This window comes from Streptomyces sp. NPDC085944 (assembly GCF_040686295.1).
Classification (GTDB): Bacteria; Actinomycetota; Actinomycetes; order Streptomycetales; family Streptomycetaceae; genus Streptomyces; species Streptomyces salinarius.
The window spans coordinates 19,343-36,237 of the sequence record NZ_JBFBJX010000022.1 but is presented as its reverse complement, the minus strand read 5'-3'; the positions used below and the strand labels follow the sequence as shown (position 1 = coordinate 36,237).

General features: G+C 72.3%; 17 protein-coding genes. All 17 read right to left on the bottom strand.

Annotated elements, in window-relative coordinates; translation table 11 throughout:
* Positions 1-37: 37 nt before the first annotated feature.
* The 17 genes from AB0P07_RS32065 to AB0P07_RS31985 all read right to left on the bottom strand — a co-directional run bounded on the left by AB0P07_RS32065 (position 38) and on the right by AB0P07_RS31985 (position 16,768).
* The gene (locus AB0P07_RS32065; RefSeq protein ID WP_365556722.1) at positions 38-1,150 is read right to left on the bottom strand and encodes a hypothetical protein; all 1,113 of its coding nucleotides are present in this window, start codon (positions 1,148-1,150) and stop codon (positions 38-40) included.
* Positions 1,151-1,154: 4 nt separating this feature from the next.
* A complete protein-coding gene (gene fxlM, locus AB0P07_RS32060) occupies positions 1,155-3,200 on the bottom strand; it encodes a methyltransferase, FxLD system (protein WP_365556720.1) in 2,046 nt (681 codons plus the stop codon).
* Between the two features lie 27 nt (positions 3,201-3,227).
* The gene (locus AB0P07_RS32055; RefSeq protein ID WP_365556719.1) at positions 3,228-4,298 is read right to left on the bottom strand and encodes a lanthionine synthetase C family protein; all 1,071 of its coding nucleotides are present in this window, start codon (positions 4,296-4,298) and stop codon (positions 3,228-3,230) included.
* Positions 4,295-6,334: a lantibiotic dehydratase family protein gene (locus tag AB0P07_RS32050; RefSeq protein WP_365556717.1), complete on the bottom strand. Its 2,040-nt coding sequence runs from the start codon at positions 6,332-6,334 to the stop codon at positions 4,295-4,297. The genes AB0P07_RS32055 and AB0P07_RS32050 overlap by 4 nt, the downstream gene beginning before the upstream one ends.
* 89 nt (positions 6,335-6,423) lie before the next feature.
* Positions 6,424-6,609: an FxLD family lanthipeptide gene (locus tag AB0P07_RS32045; RefSeq protein WP_164247210.1), complete on the bottom strand. Its 186-nt coding sequence runs from the start codon at positions 6,607-6,609 to the stop codon at positions 6,424-6,426.
* Between the two features lie 129 nt (positions 6,610-6,738).
* Positions 6,739-7,206 carry a DUF6082 family protein gene (locus tag AB0P07_RS32040; protein ID WP_365556715.1) on the bottom strand — a complete coding sequence of 156 codons (468 nt, stop codon included), beginning with the start codon at positions 7,204-7,206 and terminating at the stop codon, positions 6,739-6,741.
* Positions 7,207-7,280: 74 nt separating this feature from the next.
* On the bottom strand, positions 7,281-7,856 hold the full coding sequence (locus AB0P07_RS32035; RefSeq protein ID WP_365556713.1) for a DUF6624 domain-containing protein: 576 nt from the start codon (positions 7,854-7,856) through the stop codon (positions 7,281-7,283).
* Positions 7,853-8,503 carry a hypothetical protein gene (locus AB0P07_RS32030; protein ID WP_365556711.1) on the bottom strand — a complete coding sequence of 217 codons (651 nt, stop codon included), beginning with the start codon at positions 8,501-8,503 and terminating at the stop codon, positions 7,853-7,855. The genes AB0P07_RS32035 and AB0P07_RS32030 overlap by 4 nt, the downstream gene beginning before the upstream one ends.
* Complete coding sequence (locus AB0P07_RS32025) at positions 8,500-8,982, bottom strand: DNA-binding protein (RefSeq protein WP_365556709.1); 483 nt, start codon at positions 8,980-8,982, stop codon at positions 8,500-8,502. The genes AB0P07_RS32030 and AB0P07_RS32025 overlap by 4 nt, the downstream gene beginning before the upstream one ends.
* A 129-nt stretch (positions 8,983-9,111) precedes the next feature.
* Positions 9,112-10,365 (bottom strand): acyl-CoA dehydrogenase family protein, encoded by a 1,254-nt coding sequence (locus tag AB0P07_RS32020; RefSeq protein WP_365556707.1) that lies wholly within the window; start codon positions 10,363-10,365, stop codon positions 9,112-9,114.
* Positions 10,366-10,419: 54 nt separating this feature from the next.
* Entirely contained in the window at positions 10,420-11,052 is a 633-nt protein-coding gene (locus AB0P07_RS32015) for a GAF domain-containing protein (RefSeq protein ID WP_365556705.1), read from the bottom strand.
* Complete coding sequence (locus tag AB0P07_RS32010) at positions 11,052-11,636, bottom strand: ATP/GTP-binding protein (protein WP_365556703.1); 585 nt, start codon at positions 11,634-11,636, stop codon at positions 11,052-11,054. The genes AB0P07_RS32015 and AB0P07_RS32010 overlap by 1 nt, the downstream gene beginning before the upstream one ends.
* Positions 11,637-11,691: 55 nt before the next feature.
* Positions 11,692-12,105, bottom strand: a complete 414-nt coding sequence (locus AB0P07_RS32005) for a DUF742 domain-containing protein (protein WP_365556702.1) — start codon at positions 12,103-12,105, stop codon at positions 11,692-11,694.
* The gene (locus AB0P07_RS32000) at positions 12,102-12,614 is read right to left on the bottom strand and encodes a roadblock/LC7 domain-containing protein (protein WP_365556700.1); all 513 of its coding nucleotides are present in this window, start codon (positions 12,612-12,614) and stop codon (positions 12,102-12,104) included. The genes AB0P07_RS32005 and AB0P07_RS32000 overlap by 4 nt, the downstream gene beginning before the upstream one ends.
* A 72-nt stretch (positions 12,615-12,686) precedes the next feature.
* The gene (locus AB0P07_RS31995) at positions 12,687-14,222 is read right to left on the bottom strand and encodes an ATP-binding protein (protein WP_365556698.1); all 1,536 of its coding nucleotides are present in this window, start codon (positions 14,220-14,222) and stop codon (positions 12,687-12,689) included.
* An 11-nt stretch (positions 14,223-14,233) separates the two neighbouring features.
* Positions 14,234-16,144, bottom strand: coding sequence for a glycoside hydrolase family 15 protein (locus AB0P07_RS31990; RefSeq protein ID WP_365556696.1), 1,911 nt, complete (start codon positions 16,142-16,144; stop codon positions 14,234-14,236).
* A gap of 228 nt (positions 16,145-16,372) precedes the next feature.
* Positions 16,373-16,768, bottom strand: coding sequence for a DUF6415 family natural product biosynthesis protein (locus AB0P07_RS31985; RefSeq protein ID WP_365556695.1), 396 nt, complete (start codon positions 16,766-16,768; stop codon positions 16,373-16,375).
* Between the last annotated feature and the right edge of the window lie 127 nt (positions 16,769-16,895).

Sequence of the window (16,895 nt, the reverse complement as noted above, 5' to 3'; positions counted from 1 at the left end):
ACCGGTGTCGGCCAGCGAGCCGGCCGGGTTCACGCCCCTATCCGGGCGCCGGTTCCGCCTGCAGCAGCTGTTCCAGTTGGGTCTCTGCGTGATCGACTGCGCACGTCAGAGCCTCGTGGTGGTCGGCGGACAGGGCGCCGGATCCCAGTCCGGCTGCGGCGGTCACCGCGTTCAGTACGTCTTTCGCCTCCTCGTCCAAGGCAGGGGCGGCGACGGGGTGGCGCAGGACCTCTCGGGCGGCGTAGCCGTCGAGGCGCGCCGCGGCGGCAAGAGCGCAGGCCAGCGATTCGGCGGGCGGCTCGCCGCCGGCGATATCGAGAGCGGCCAGGCCCGCCCGGGTCTGGAACGCGGCGTACGAGGGTTCGGGGTCGGCGAGGAGCGCGGCGGCTGAACGCTGAGCTTGGTCGAGGTCGGCGGGCAGAAGGTGTGCCGGGCCGAGGCGGCAGTGGGCGCGCAGGAGGTCGGCGACGTGGTTCTCCCACGGCTCGGTGGGCTGGGTGGTGTCGATCAAGTCGCGGGCCTGCTGGTCGCAGTCCTGCTCCATGAGGGCCATGATCTTGATCTGGCGACCGTCGAGGAGGCGATTGCCGATGCCGCGGTGCTGGGCCATGGCGTCGGCGGCCTCGGTCCAGCGCCCGATCTGGGCGAGGGCGCGGGCTCCGTCGACGAGGACACTGATGTACAGCTCCTGGCACACCGCGCGGTGGTCCTCTTCCGTGGCGGTGAGGTCCGAGAGGTCGACGATGTGGCCGTCGATGTCGGTCTTGTTCCGGTGTCGGGCCGCGTCGTTGAGGCAGTGCAGCAAGCTGTAGGCGAGTTCGCCGTAGCCGGCGCGGGTCTCCAGCCGGGAGAGGTTGACCAGCGGCATCAGCGACATGATGGCGATCCGGCCGCTGAGGCGTCCGGCGTCGGCGAAGACCTGGTGCTGGCGCCAGCACAGCTCCTGGGCCACGCGGGGCAGGCCGACGTCGGAGGCGATCAGTGCGGCGTAGTTGAGGACCCCGCAGGCGCGGGCCACCAGGTCGTAGTGGCTCGCACCTGCGGGCGCGACGGTCAGCCCGGTGAGGTGGTGGATGCGCTCCTCCAGGGGGAGCGCGGGCGCCTTGGTGCGGCGGACCAGGGGGATGCGGCTGGCTATCGCGGGGATCATCGGATCAGCCCTTGCGCGCCCAGTCGACGACCAGTCGGCTGTAGGGCTTGTCGATGACGAAGCGCGGGTCGCTGGCCGTCAGCCGGTCGCGGGACTCGGCGGTGGCCATCCGGAATCCCGGTGCGGGAGCGTCGTTGCCGCCGCTGGCGTCCCAGGCGCGGATCTCGTCCACGACGCGCTCGGCGAGGCCGCGGCCCGCTTCGCCGTGGCCGATCACGCCGACCTCCCAGTACCGGCCCTTCTCGTCCTCGCCCTCGCGGATGGTCAGGTACGCGAGCGATGCGCCGTCGAGGGCGGCCATGGAGCCCCAGCCGAAGTGCGGGGTGAACCCGGGGCGCTGGCCGGGCAGGCGGGAGAGGCCGTTGGGCAGCACGCAGGCCAGGTACAGGTACAGCCACTCCCACGCGGAGCCCTGCCGGAACTTCACCCCGGTGTACAGCTTGGTCTGCTGCTCGTCGAGGACGGTCCGCAGGGCGTCGCGGTCGACGTCCTGCTCGCTGAAGGTCTCCAGGCGCACGGTGCCTTCGCCGGCCATCGGGACGAGGGTGTACGCGTCGTCGCAGACGCCCTTGCGCAGCGGGACGAAGGTGGCCATCTCGCAGGAGACGGTCTTCCACGTGTCCCCGTCGCGTTCGAAGGCGAAGGAGCGGGAGATGCTGCCGCGGATCCGCATCGGCAGGACCAGGCGTCCGTCGGGGGCGAGCTGTTCGAGGATCTTGGCCGGGACGTCGCCCGCGCCGACCGTGAACTGGATGCGGTCGTAGGGGGCGTGCTCGGGCAGCCCGGCCGCGCCGTCCGCCATCACCGCGGTGGCGTTGTCGATGCCGGCCTCGGCGAGGTGCTTGCTCGCGCCGGCGACGAGGTCCTTGTCGACGTCGAGGGTCCACACCTGCCCGCCGGGGGAGACGATCTTGCCGAGGAGGGCGGCGTTGTAGCCGGTGGCCGCTCCGGCTTCCAGGACCTTGTGGCCGGGCAGGGCCCCGAGCTGTTCGAGCTGGGTGGCGACGACGGACGGGGCGGAGATGCAGGAGATCATCTCTCCGTGCTCGTCGTGCTTGATCGGTACCGCGTCTTCCTTGTACGCGCGCTGCAGGTCGACGCCGGGCAGGAAGGCGTGCCGGTCGGTGGTGCGGAACGCGTCGATGGCCGCCTGGCTGCGCAGGTGGCCGCTGTCGACGAGCCGTTGGGCGAGGGCTTCGCGCAGCTGGGCGGGGTCGGTTTCGGGTGTCACGGTGGTCTCCATTCGAGGGAGGTTAGGGTCCGCTGATGCGGACTTGCGGGTAGACACGTCAGCTCCTTCTGCGGTGGAGAAGGCGACGTGACGGCCGAGCCACGCGGTGGCGGCCTGCGCTTCGACAGGTACGCCCGCGCGGTTGAACGCGAAGATCGCGTGGTGGGCGAGGACCGCCCGGATCCCGCGTATCAGCCGGCCGTCGGCGGCGAGCCGGCGCAGCTGGCGGCCGGCGTCTTCGAACGCGGCGACGCGCTCGGTCCAGCCCGCTTCCGGATCGGGGCGCAGAGCGGCGTCGGCGTTCATGAGCCGACGCATCGCGGAGACGGCCTTGTCCAGGGCGTGGCCCTGGGGCGGGGTGATGGGGTGGCGCAGGGTGGCCCACCGGGCGTAGACGTCTCCGGCTTCGAAGGGGTCCAGCCCTGCTTCGCGGATCATGGCGGACAGGAGCATCACGGCGCGCTCGCGGGCGCCGGGAGCACCGGTCTCGGCGAGGGCTGCCGGGCTGTCGGCGCAGAACACGTCGTGCGCGACCGCCATGCCCTCGGGCCCTCCGAACGCATGGGTCTCCGGCTCGTAGATCCCGTCGGTCCAGCCGGTGAGCACACCGTCGGAGACGAGCTGGTCCAGCAGTTCGGGGGCGGGCTGCTCGGTGCGCAGGCGCACACCGGCGTCCTTGCGCAGGAAGTGGAAACGGCGGCCGGACAGTGCGGTGGCCAAGACCCGCGCGGCGTCCTTGTGTGGTTGGGGGAAGGCCACGGAGGCGTGCCACCAACCGGTGTCCGGGGAAAGGGGCAGATGCTCGTCGTCGAAGGCCATGGGCGGGGACTCCTTGAAGGGGCGGGGTCAGGTGAGCAGCAGGGCACGGGCCCAGCCGGAGGTGGCGGCGTGATGCAGGGCGAGTTGGGCACCGGCCCGGCCTTCCAGGAAGCCGGGTTTGTGCAGGTGCTCCCAGCCGGTGGCCAGCCGCCGGCGCAAGTCGCGGACGATGGGGGTGAAGCGTGCGGGGTCGGGGCTGTCCGCGGCGACCGCGCGGGTCAGGGTCAGCAGGCCGGCCCAGCCGTGGCAGAGCGTCGAGTCGGTGATCCGGGCGAGCTGTTGCGGGTCGGTCAGGATGGTCGCGACCGTGTCCTCGGCTGCTCGGCGGCGTCCGGTGTCTTCGAGGGCGAGCGCGGCGAGCTGCTGCGCGCGGGCGATGCCGGGCTGGCCGTAGCACCAGGACTGGCGGGCCGGCTCCGCCTCAGGCGGCTGGTCGTCGCCCAGGTGGGCTGCGGTGGACCAGTAGTGGGTGCCGTGCCGGTCGAGCCAGGTCGCGAACGTGCCGATGGCCTCCTCCTGGCCGGGGACGCTGATGCCTTCGCGTAGGGCAAGGGAGAGCACGGACAGGGGCCCGGCGATGCCGTGGGCCATGCCGTTGTTGCCGTGCCCGCCGGCCATCTCCTTGCCGTCAGGGCCGAGCGCCGACCACCACCCCGGCAGCTCCTGCCCATTGCCGCGGGCGGGGCGGGCGAGACTGACGAGGCAGCAGAGCACGTCGGGGAGCCGGGGTGCGACGGGGCGGCGGGACAGCAGCAGCGCCGCGAGCCCGGTCAGGCCGCGGATGAGGTCCCATTCGGCGAGGTCGGGCAGCGTGCCGGCGGCCTGACGGTGGTGGGCGGCGGCGAGCCGGGCGTCCACGACGTGGTCGACGGCCGCGCGGATGTCGTCGCCGGCCCCGTGGGCACGGGCCAGGACGAACTCCAAGGCGGGGGCGCCGTGGAAGAGGCTGGCGTTGCTGCCGGTGCTCACGCCCTGGGCGGTGGCCCGGGCGAGATGGCGGCGCGCCGTGGACAGGTCTCGGCGCTCGATGTGGAGCAGGGCCATGCCGAGGGCTCCCTCGGACAGGTCCTGTGTGCGGGGGACGGTCGTTGTGGTCATGAGCGCCTGGCCAGGGGGACCACGATGCTGTGGGCTCGGCCGCCGATCCACCCGTCGGCATCGGGCGGCGGCGCGTCGTGCAGGGTGGCGATACCGATGGGGCTGGCATCCAGGTGCGCCCGGAGCAGGTCCAGGTCGACGTCGCGGGTGAGATCGAGCGGAAGCTGCTGGTCGTCCTCTGCCAGCAGAACCTGTTCCGGCACCCGGAATCGGTCCCGCCAGGCGTGGAGTTGCTCTGTCCACTGGTGCAGTGACGCGGTGCGGGCAGGCAGTGCGCGACTGCGGATCTTCCACCGGGCGGTGGTGAGGATGGTTCGCCGGTAGGTGAGGGCCGGGGTAAGGGGCAGGGCCCAGGCTGCGCCCCAGTCGAACCAGGTCACCTGCGGCGATGCCGCGCGGCTGATCTCGCCGAGGAAGCGCGCCATCGGCGGGGTGTAGTTGTTCCACAGGAAGTTGACGGCGGTGGGCGCCAGCAGCTCCAGCGGCTGGCCCGTGGCGGTCTCCACCAGCTGGGGTCGGCCGTCGGCGGCGGTGACCGACAGGTCGCGGGGGAAGAGGACGTTCGGGGCGGGGTGCCGGAATTCGCCGACGCTCACGACGCGGGGCAGGGCCTGCGGCGCGCGGGTGAGCAGGTCGGCATGGACCCGCCCGGCGTGGAAGGAGAGCTGCGCGAGTTCCGCCTTCGGATCGACCGTGGGCAGGGTCGCGTACGCCGTCTCGGTGCCGGGGAACAGGTGCCAGAACCGGCCGGTCATCGATCCGGCCGAGCGGGAGACGGTCAGCACCCGCAGCCGGAAGTCCCCGCGGTCCAGGGCCGGGACGGAGGAGGCGTGGAGCTGGGCGGCAAGTTCGAGGTGGGGCGCCAAGCTGTGGGGCTTGTCGCCGGCGGCTGCTTCCAGTTCCTCGATCATCGTCCCGGTCAGTGCGACGGTGCGGCGGCCTTCGGCGGCGGCGGTGCCGGCCAGCTCCAGCAGCCGCCGGTCGCGCCGGGACATCGGCCGGGGCGGCTCGCTCGCCGTGAGGAACCCGTCCGGGAAGCCCACACCCCGGTCCGGATCCGTGGCCACGTCCACCGGCACCATGTGGTGCTCGCCGTAGCGCTCGCTGAAGCGCTCGATCCATCGCTGCCACGTCGGGGTTCCGGTCGGGTGGTTGGCCAGGCGCGCGAGGACGGTCGCCGCGGTCTCGACTTCCGTGAGGACGTTCTCGGGCAGCCGCACGTCGGCATCGAGCCGCAGGTCGCGCGCGGTCGGCAGCTCGGCCGCTCGAACACGCGCCGCAGGCGGCAGGACCTCGGTGGGGTCGGCGACGGTGGCCGGTGCGCGAAGCGACGAGTGCAGCAGCCGTACCCGGAGCAGTTCACCGAGCAGCCGGTCGCAGGCTGTGGCACCCACGTCGGGGAATTGGGCTGCCAGCTTGTCGGACAACTGGCGGTACTCGATTGGAGTTTGGGCCAGGTAGAGCACGAGACGTACCGCGGGGCCTAGAGCGACGCGGAACTCTGAGTCGCCCTCGGAGGGCACATGGACGTGTTGGTCGCGCCGTGCGATCAGGTTGTTGACGCAGACCTCCGCGTCGGCCATGCGCGCGGCGTCGCTCTCCCAGGTGGTGAGCATGTCCTCGAGGCCGGTCGGCTCGGGGCGGGCCACAGCCTGGTGCTCGTCACCGATGTGGACGGACGTGGTCTGGGCGAAGCCGAGCGGTGCGACGCCGGCGAAGAGGCCGTAGGGGGTGGAGCGGCGGGCGTAACGGATCGCGTAGCGGGCGGTGGACAGCGCCGCCCGGCGCATCCGGCGTACCTTCGGCGTGCGGCCGTCGATGATGGCCTGCACCTGGTCCGCCAGGTGAGGGCTCGCCTGCGTCACGGCGCGCTGGAAGGCGGTGTCGGACCACACCGTGCGCAGCCACGCGCGCCACTCGCCAGTGGGTGCCGCGGTGTTCGGCCAGGGCGGCATGGCGGGCTCGGCCGTGTGGACCGCAGCGCGCAGCATGGCTTGTCCTGCGGCCTCGTACAGGCTGGGCCGGTGCCGTGTCATCAGTGCTTTCCTCACCTTCTGGGTGTGACGGGCGGGGCGGGCCGGACGGGGGGAGCCCCGTCCGGCCCGCGCTGCCGGGGTGTCCCGGCTTACGAGGTGGTGCAGGCGCTGGGGCAGGAGCTGCCGCAGTTGTCGCCCGTGCCACACATCAGCGCCGTCTCGGTCGCCGGCGTGCCCTCGATGAAGGTGATGTCGAGCCCGAACGGGTCGTCGTCGTTCTTCACGAGGTCCGCCTGCGCGGGGGCGGTCGGCCTCTCGGTCTGGATGGCGGTCATGCATGCCTCCTGGGAGTGGTGGATGGTGCGGGATACCGGGGCCCGGTTGGGCCCCGGGGCCTGTCGCCGGACGGTGGCGGTCGGCGGAGTTTCTCGGCGGTCACGCGTCCGGAGTCGGTGGTGGTGCCGTCAGGCCGGGGCGGGCTGCGCCTGCGGGTGATTCTTGGCGGCCTCGTCCAGTGCCTGGGTGAAGTGCTGAGCCTGCTCATCGCCCTCGGCCTCCTGGGCGCGGAGGTCTCCGAAGCGCTTCCAGTAGCGCCAGCAGACTTCGAAGTCCATGACCATGGCGGCGTAGAACGGCAGCTGTCCGTCCCGGATGCGGCCGAGGCAGTGGCGCAGGCTCAGGGCGCAGATGAGTCGGTTGGCCGACATGAGCTGCATGTACTCCTCGGCCTTCATGTCCTCGGGCTTCCACAGTTCGGCGAGGTCAGCGTTGGTGGACACCCGGCTCAGCCAGTCGAGCTGGTTGTGCGCGAGGAGCGCTTCGTTCCGCTCGGCCTGGTGCCGCGCGTCCTGCCTGAGCCGAGCGGCTCCGACCAGGGCGGTGGTGAGGGAGAGGGCAGCACCGGCAGCGACGACGGCGGCGGTGAGCTTCATCGGTCAACAGTCCTTTCGCAGGGCCAAGTCGCGGCCAGCAGGCCGCCTGGTGGAGAGCCCGGGGGGCCGTGTGTTCACGCGGCCCCCGCGAGGACGACGGTCGGGGTTTCGTCGGCGCAGCTGTCTGCCGCGTAGCGGCGGCGCACCGCCGTGAGAGCGAGAGCGATGGGTGGCAGGCCCACGGTGGCCCTGCGTGCGTCGACCGACGCCGGCGCGGTCAGCGGGCACAGCTCGATCCCGTCGGCGCTCAGCAGGAGCTGGGTCCCGTACTCCTGGTCGCGTCCGCTGGTGATGAGAGCGCGGTCGTGCAGGTGGGCCCAGTGCGTAACCAGGGCGTCGCCGGCTTGGACTGCGCGACCGAGCAGGGTGGTGGCGGCGCGCTGGAAGGCGGGATCGTCGTCGCTGTGCAGGGCGATGCTCCAGGCGGCGCGGGCTCCGTCGGGGCCGACGAGACGATGGCCGGGCCAGTCGTGATCGGCCAGGATGCGGCTCAGGATCTTGGCGTTGGCGTGGTCGGTATGACGGCCCTGGCCGACCTGGACGGCGTCGAGCTGGTTGCGTACTCGTTTCGCCCGGTGCGCGGCCGACTGGGCTGCGCGGGCGATCAGTTCGCGGGTGAGGTCGGGGCGCTGGGGAGCGGAGGTCGTCACGCGCTTCCCCGCTCGTCCGGGGCCGTCTCCGGCGCGTGGACACGGCAGGCGATCAGGGTGCTCAGCCCGGGCCGGTGCTCGGCGGCGAGTTCGAGGCGGGCGACTCGTTCACCCTCGCGTCCTGTCCCGGAACCCCGGATGACCCAGCCCATGTCGGTGAGCCGACGCAGAAGGGCGGCGATGGGGTCGGCATCCAGAGGGTGGCGAGCCAGGGCCTCGGCACGTACGGCGGGCAGGCCCTGCCGGGCGGCGAAGTCTGAGGCCCACAGGGTGATCAACCGCATGATGTCGTCGGGATGGTCAGGCAGGGTGTGGACGCAGCCGAGGAGGAGGCAAGGACCCTCGCCCCAGCCGAGGCCGGGGTCGCGCTCGGGGATCAGGCAGGCCAGCAGCTTCCCGTCCTCGAACAGCCCGGCCGGCTTCGCCTGCGGGTAACGGAAGAGGGCCGGGACGTCGGCTTGAGCGGGCACGGGCAGCTTGCGCATGGCGAGCCAGCGCTGGCGGTCCTGGACGAGGGCCGCGGCCTCCTCGCGCTCGGCGTCCGTGCGTAACGTGCGCATCTCGTACACGGCGGCCGAGGGCACCGTGGTGAAGGGTGCCGCGGTTGGCCGGCCCTGGTGGGTCGTGGTGGCCGGGCGCCGGTTCACTGGCTCGCTCCGACGCGCGTCGGCTCGGCCGTCAGCAGGTTCCATCCGAGCGCCAGGATGACCAGCTGGGTGGTGTCCTTGGCGCCCGTATCGGCGAGCAGTTGGTCGAGCGCGGCGCGCAGGTCGGCGGGGGCGAGGTTGGCGGCGAGGGCGACGTCGCGGGAGTCGCTGTGCTCGGCGACGGCTCGCACAAGCAGCAGATCCTCCGGACTGAACTGCGGCGCCGGCCGGTCGGGCGCGGGAACGGCCACCTGCCGGGTGGCGAACAGGCGGTGCACGATCACCGGGGGCTTGCAGCGCGGCGGGCAGTGAAGGCTCTCGCGGATGTCGCGCACGTACTGGCGGACGGTTTCGGCCGACAGCCCGGTCTGTGCGCCGATCTCCTTGGGCGCGAGGCCGCCGGCCAGGTGCTGGGCGACGCGCAGCAGGGTCGGCGTCAGCGGGGTGATGGGTGCGCTAGTCGCTTCGGACGGGGTCACGATGTCTCTTTCTCGGCTGGGTTGGGCGGTCACCGGGGGAGGTGCCGCCGGTCCCCGCGGGGGACGGGGCCGGCGGCACGGGCCCGTGCGCGGCGGTGCGGATTCACGGGGTGCCCCGCGCACGGGGGTCTAGGCGGCGGTCGGGCCAGGGCGGGCCCACGCGGCCTCGGCGGCCAGGCGTTCGGACCACTGGATGTGGTCCTCGTCGAAGGCGGCGTCCGCCAGGCGTATTCGCTGGACTTCGCCGGTGCCGGCCGGGGGGTAGGTGTGCTGGATGTCGCGCCAGAAGCGCTGGAGGACGTACGCGCCGTCGAGGGCGTGAGCGCCGTGCAGTTCCATGGCGTCCTGGGCGGACTGCGCGGCCCACTGGTGGCCTAGGTACTTGGAGTTGATCAGGTCGGCGTCGCAGGGCAGGCCCTGGTCGAGAAGGTGCACCGCCTGGTAGGCGAGTATCCGGCCGGCACGCAGGCGGGCCTCCATGGCGCCGACACGGTCCCTAAGAACGGGCAGGTCGGACAGGGTGCCCCGGTAGCGGGGGCGGGTCTTGAGCCGCGTGGTGGTGGTGTCGACGACGGCCTCGTGGATGCCGAGGCTGACGGCGGCCAGGTTGGAGCGGCCGTACAGGATGCTGCTGCTCTGGGCCACGGCCAGGCCCTGGCCGACCTCGCCGACCACGGCGTCCTGGGGAACGCGAACGTGGTCGAGGTCGAGTCGGCCGGCGGAGAAGCCGTGCAGGCCGAGAGCGGCCTGGTGGCCGGGGACGGACAGGCCGGGACGGTCGGCTTCGACCATGAACGCGGTCAGCGCCTGGGAGGTGCTCACGCCGGGCCCGGCGGTGCGGGCGACGACGAGGTGGGCGCCGGCGAGGTGGCTGTTGCCGATGTGGATCTTGCTGCCGGTGATCACCCACTCGTGGCCGGCGCGTTCGGCGGTGGTCGCCATGCCGCCGATGTGTCCGCCGGCGAGCGGTTCCGTCACAGCGATCGAGAGCAGCAGGGAGCCGTCCGCGACCCGGGGAAGCCAGCGGCCCTTCTGCTCATAGGTGGCGAAGTGGAGGAGGGCGCCGACGGGGATCAGGGTCGCCTGCAGGATGGCCGCGGCAGCCGCTGAGACCCGCGCGATGCGGTGGATCAGGATGGTCCTGGCCACGTGGCCGGCGTTCAGCCCGCCGAAGGCGGCCGGGACGGTGACGGCGAACCAGCCCCGCGCGGCCATCAGGTCGGCGGCCTTGCGCTCCACTTTGCCCGGGGCGGCCTCCATCCGTGCAGCGCGCGGCGCGATGTGTTCCGCTACGAAGACATCCGCCTCCTGCCACAGCAGGTCGTGGCGGGCGGTGAGGTAGGGACGCAGCGAAGGCGGCGGTGCGGTGGGTGTGGCGGACATGGTCTCCCTCTCCCTGGGTGAAGGTCGCAACGCGGAGCGGGTGGGGGGAACGGCTTAGCGGACGGGGGCGCGGGAGATGTGGTCCATCACCTGCGCACTGGCGTTTATGACGATGTCCCGCAGACGGCGGGCTTCGGCCAGGGGCCGCTTCTCGGGGTCGATGACGCACACCGTGCCCAGCACGGTGCCGCTTTCGTGGATGAGCGGGGCGCCGAAGTAGGAGCGGATCCCGACGGCGTCGACCACCGCGTTGCCGCTGAAGCGCGGGGACGCGTGCACGTCGTGCAGCGGCAGGGCCTTCCGGCGCGCCATGACCTCCGGGCACCAGCCGTGGTCGCGGCTCATGGTGCGTCCGACGATCACGAAACCGCTGTCCGCCGGGGGCTGGTGCAGCCCGACGAAGGTCTGCTGCTCCAGGAAGAGGTTGACGAACCCGTACAGGAACCCGGCCTGTGTGGCCATGTCCCGGGCCAGGTCGTCGAAGTCCTCGTCGGCCGTGGTGGGAACGCCCAGGCGGTGCAGCAGTTCGTAGCGCTGCGCCAGCTCCGGCGCCTGCTGGGCCGACTGGCTGGGGAGGGCGGTGTCCGGCGGGGTGAAGGGGCCGCGTGCGGCCTCCCGCATGTCGCGTCGCGGAAGAGACTGCGCGGGCGGTGCGGCCTGCGGCGTGCGGTAGGGGTGCTGGGACATCAGGCTTCCTGGAGGGTGGTGGGTGCGGAGTAACCGCGCCCGGCGGAGGTGCGGGTCTCGGCGTGGCCGACGAGGGTGAGCAGGACGCCAGCGACGTGGTTGCGGTCGCGGGCATCGCAGGCGACCACCGGTACAGAGGAGGGGAGTTCGAGGGCGATGCGGACCTGCTCGGGGTGGTAGCGGTGGGCACCGTCGAAGTGGTTGACGGCGACGACGAAGGGCAGGCCGATGTCCTCGAAGAAGCTGACGGGGGTGAAGCTGCTCTCCAGACGGCGGGTGTCGACCAGGACGACCGCCCCGACGGCGCCGCGGGCCAGTTCGTACCAGAGGTCGACGAACCGGTCCTGGCCCGGCGTGCCGAACAGGAACAGCTCCAGGGGCACGGGCGCGTCGGGCAGGCTCAGACGGCCGAAGTCGAAGGCGACCGTGGTGGTCCGCTTGGTCTCCAGGCCGGCCAGGCTGTCCACGTCCGCGCCGGCCTCGGTCAGGTACTCCTCGGTGCTCAGCGGCGTGATCTCGCTGACGGCACCCACGGCGGTGGTCTTGCCCGCGCCGAAGCCCCCGGCGATCAGGATCTTCAGCACGATCGGCGCGGTGCTGGCAGGCGGGCGCGGTGAAGGACGCAGGACCACGCGGGAGTCATCCGGCCTGGGGGTAGCGGGTGGCATTGGGGAACTTCCTCTTCAGGCCGGCGGAAACGGCCGCCAGCAGCTGGGTGGAGGGGCCCGCATCCGAGTCCGAGCCGGATGCGGCGTAGGGGGCGGTGACGGGGACGACCAGGGCGTCGGCGTCCAGCAGGTCGGAGACGAGGACCTTGACGGCGGTGACCGGCCGGCCGAGGCGGCCCGCCAGCTCGGTCACCGACCGTCGGTGGGCCCGGCACAGGGCGAGGATCTCCGCGCACTCCTCGGCCTGTGCCGGGCCGGGCCGGCCCGACCCCGCTTCCAGCACCGTGTCCAGACTGAGCAGATGCCTCGGCTTGGTGCGCCCGCGCGTCAGGGTGTAGGTCCGCACGAACGTCGCTTCCTCGGCCGCGCGGCCGAGCCAGGTCACCGGACGTCGCCGCTCGTGCCGACCCGGACGGGGATCTTCATGTAGGGGGCGAACTTCGACACCAGGCGGCCCATCTCGAAGCCCACGGAGCCTGCGTCGGCGTCCGTGGTGGCGACGACGGCGAGGATCGTCTCCACCTCGCCGCGCTCGTTGCCGGGGCGGTTGTCGAAGGCGGCGCTGCACCCGGCGCTCTGGACGAAGTAGAGGCAGTCGTCCCGCTCGATGATGATCTGCCGGGTTGGCCGCTTCTTGTGGCTGGGGCCGGAGATGTTCGAGGCGAGAGAGGCGACGCCGCAGATGGCGGCCGACAGCTCGTCCGCCCAGTCCTTGTCCACGTCGCTGTCCAGGAGACGCAGCCCGTCCCGTGACAGCAGGACGGCGTGCGTGACGCCCGGGGTGTCGCCGGCGAACTGACGCAGCAGCCAGGCCATGTTGTCCCGCTGGCCGCTCGGGCTGCTCTCGGACGCGGACACGCCGGTCACGGTGCCGGTCTCGTGGTGGGTGCTCATAGGGATCGCTCCAGAAGGGGGGAAGGGTCCGACGCGTGGGAGTGGGCCGGCAGGAAGGGGGGCGTGCGTGGTTCAGGGGTGCGGGTGCTCGTTCGGAGCAGGGCGAGAGGGGGTGGCGCCGCCGGCCTGGATGCCGGAACGGAAGGCGGCGGCCAGCCCCGGCGTCGGCGCGGCCACGGGCGCTTGCTCGCGGGGTGGTCGGAACGCGCCGGCCTGACGGGTGCGGGTTGGCAGGGCGGGCGCGCTCCCCGGATGACCTGCCGCCGCGGGGCTTGGCGTGCCGGGGGGCCCGGGGCGGGTGGCCTGGCCTGGAGAAGGGGCTGCGGTGGTCTGCCGCACCGGCGGAAGGGCGGACCGAGACTGCCCCGCGGGCATGCCGGCGTCCTCGACGGGGGGAATCGCGACGAGGAGTCGCCCGGGGATGACGACGAGGGCGGTGGTGCCTCCGGTTGTGTTCTCCTGCAGCACGACGGAAAAGCCGTGCGATTCGGCGATCTTCGCCGCGACCAGCAGCCCGAGCTGCCCGGCCCGCACCTGGCCGCTCACGTCGACTTCGCTCGGCGCCTTCAGGAGGCGGTTCATCTGTGCCCGCGTCTGCGGGTGCATGGGCATGGCCCGGTCCTCGACCTCGACCGCCAGTCCGTTCGCGACCCGCTGCGCACGCACCATCACCTTCGTCGCCGGGTCGGAGCTCTCACAGGCGTTCTCGATCAGCTCTGCCAGCAGGTGAGTGAGGTCCGGACCCACATGGCCGGGGAGGCCGAGCTCGGCGCCAACGGACCCGGCGGCGACGGCCACGCGCGGATACTGCACGACCTCGGAGACCGCCCCGCGCAGCGTGGTGGTGACGGGCACGGGCTGACGTGTGCTGCGCAGGGACTGCCCGCCCAGCACCGCCGTGCTCTCCACCTGACGCCGCATCCGCGTCACGAGGTGATCGATCTCGAAGATCTTGGCCAGCAGCTCCGGGTCGTCGGTCAGCATCTCCAGCCGACTCAGCGCCTGGAGTGCCTTGCCGACCAGGGCGTGCTCGCGCATGGCCAGGCGGCGCAGCACTTCCAGCAGGACGACGGACTGGGACTCGTCGTGGACGCGTATCAGGGAGGCGATGGCCTGCACCTGCAGTGCACCCAGCGCGTTGTTGATCCCGTCGTTCGCGCCGGCCGGTGGCGGCGTCTGTGGGTCCTGCAGCGTGGGGCGCCCGCCGCGGCACAGCTCGTCCGCCGACCACTGCACCGACTTCTCGACGGCCGCCGCCGCCTCCGCCACCCTCGCCAGCGCCGCTGCCCGAGCCCCCTCCACGGCCGTCTGCGCTGCTGCCTGGGCTTCCTCTGCTGCCGTCTGCACAGCTTGGGCGAAGGTGCGTGCCTGGCGAGCCGCGATGGCTGCGACCCCACCCAGCCCGCAGACCAGACCGGTCAGGAGCCAGCCGGGGCCCACCGCGGAGACCGACCGGAGGGCGAAGGCGGCTACCAGCAACGTGCCAAGGAGCACCAGGGGCACGGCCACGGCGCGGCGGGCACGGTGCAACGTGATCGCGTCGACCGGAGGCCGCCGTCTGCGGTGGTCGGTAGCGGCCGGCCGTGCCGGGAAGGCGCTGTCAGGCATGAGGATCCTCGTCAGGCGTGGGTGGCGTGCTGCGGCGTCAGGTCGGGGCTGATCGTGCGCGTGCTGGAGGCGGCCGAGCGCGGCGATGGCACCGAGACCGGGCCGTGGCGGTGGGCAGGCCCCTCCGTCAGGACCTGAAGGAGCCGGGCGCTCTCGATCAGCCCCATGTGGCTGAACGCCTGCGGGAAATTCCCGAGCTGGCGCCGCTGGACCGGGTCGTACTCCTCCGCCAGGAGCCCGAGGTCGTTGCGCAGTTCCAAGAGGCCCTCGAACAGGGCACGGGCCTCGTCGATGCGGCCGGTCAGGGCCAAGCCGTCGACGAGCCAGAAGGAGCACAGCAGGAAGGCGCCCTCATCACCCTTCAACCCGTCCACCCCGGTGCGGCTGCCGCGGGTCGGGTATCGGCGCACGAGACCGTCAGGGGTGGAGAGTTCGCGCCGGACGGCGTCCACCGTGCCGACGACGCGCGGGTCGTCGGGCGGCAGGAAGCCCACGCGGGGGATCAGCAGCGTGGCGGCGTCCAGCTCCTGGGAGCCGTAGGACTGCGTGAAGGTGTTGCGCACCCGGTCGAAGCCCTCGCTGCAGACCTCGTGGTGGATCGCTGCTCGCAGTTCGACCAAGGGAGCCGGGTCCATGTCGAGGGCACCGGCTTCGGCCAGACGGATGGTGCGGTCGACGGCCACCCAGGCCATCACCTTGGAGTGCACGAAGTGCCGGCGCGCTCCTCGGATCTCCCAGATCCCCTCGTCGGGCTCCCGCCAGCGCCGGGACAGGTGCTCCACGAGCCGCCGGTGCAGCACGGCGGTGTCGGCGCAGTGGGCCACACCGCTCTGGTGCGCGAGGTACAGGGTCTCGATCACCTCGCCGTACACATCGAGCTGCAGCTGGTCCGCCGCTCCGTTGCCGACCCGTACCGGGGCCGAGCCCTCATACCCGGGCAGCCAGGGAAGCTCCCGCTCGCGCAGGTCACGCTCCCCCGTGATCCCGTACATGATCTGCAGGTTCTCCGGGTCCCCGGCCACCGCCCGCAGCAACCAGCGCCGCCACGCCTGAGCCTCCTGCCGGTATCCGGTACCCAGCAGTGCGGCCAGCGTCGTGGAGGCATCGCGCAGCCAGGTGAAGCGGTAGTCCCAGTTCCGGTCGCCGCCGATCAGTTCGGGCAGGGAGGTCGTCGGCGCCGCGACGATCCCGCCGCTCGGCCCGTACGTCATCGCCTTGAGCGCGATCAAGGACCGGACCACGGCCTCGCGGTAGGGACCCTCGTAGGTGCACTCCGTCGTCCAGTCCTGCCAGAAGGCGAGCGTCTCCGTGAGCGCGGCCTCCGGGTCAGGGACGTCCGGTGCGGCGGCGTGGGACGGGCACCAGCTGAGCACGAACGCCACGCTCTGCCCGGCGGCGACGGCGAAGGCGCTGACGACGACGCCGTCCTTCTCCACCTGCGGGACACAGGTGTCAAGCCACAGAGCGTCCGCGCCGGCCTCGGCGACCATGCGCCCGCCGACCTCGTGGATCCACGGGCTGACGCTGCCGTACCCCGGCTTGGGACGCATGGCCGAGACCATCTCCACTACGCCGGACACGCCCTCGACGATGCGGATCACCTGCGGGGTACCGTCGCGCGGCGGCATGAAGTCCAGGACGCGGACCGACCCCGTCGGGGTACGCCACAGCGATTCGAGGACGAGCGAGTCACCGCGATACCGGCGCTCATCCACCGTCCCGGAACCGTCCCGGCCTACGGACGAGGCCGGTGCGATCCGCCAGGTGCCGTGCTTCTGTGTCCCGAGCAAGCTGGCGAAGACGGCCGGCGAGTCGAACCGGGGCAGGCACAGCCAGTCGATCGAACCGTCGTCACGGACGTGGGCGCTGGTCTGCGTGTCGCCGACCAGGCCGTACTGCTCGATCCGTGGAAGCTGTTTCATCGTGTGGATCTCCGTGAGCCCTGCGGGTGCGGGGTGATATCGGGGCCGCGGCAGCGGCCGGGGACGGTAGGCAGGAGGCTGAGCGGTCCTCACCGTGGTGAGGGGGAGCGCTGCCGGGCGGGGGCAGGTTCTCGACGGTCCGAGCCCGCCTGGCGGCCCGATCGCCGCGCAGCACCAGCCAAGCCACAGGCCCGAGGACCAGAGCAATGACGACGGCACCGGTCACCGTCATGTCCGCGGCACCGAAGCAGCGAGGACCAGGCAGACCAGGGCGACGGCGAAGACGGCCCCACGCAGTACGTTGACCGGGGGCTTTCGCCAGTGCCACCGACCTTTCACCCTGCCTGCGCCGGCAGCGCCGCTCGCTACGTGGGCCGTCAGCTCACGCGTGGCCTCGGCGAGTCTGACCAGGTACACCCTGCTCGGCATATAGCCCTCGGGGATGCTCTCGGAGCAAAGCTGCTGCGCCCGCAGCAGCGCGGATGTCCCCTGAACGGAGCGCGCGCCCAGTTGGGCAACGTGGCCGCGCAGAAGGCGTACGAGGTCCTCCACATCGGCAGGGCTCTCGGGCAATGGCGAGTCCTCGCCCAGCACCAGCGTCACCGTCTCTGACGCGGCCACCACGTGATCACGCTCCGCCGCCGGCGCTCCAGCAACAGGTGCTTGCCGCCCGGGCCCGCCCGTGAACTGGCCGCTGGCTCGGCGAGGGGCCAACGAAAGGCGCATGGCGCTACTCCTCTTCACATCAGGC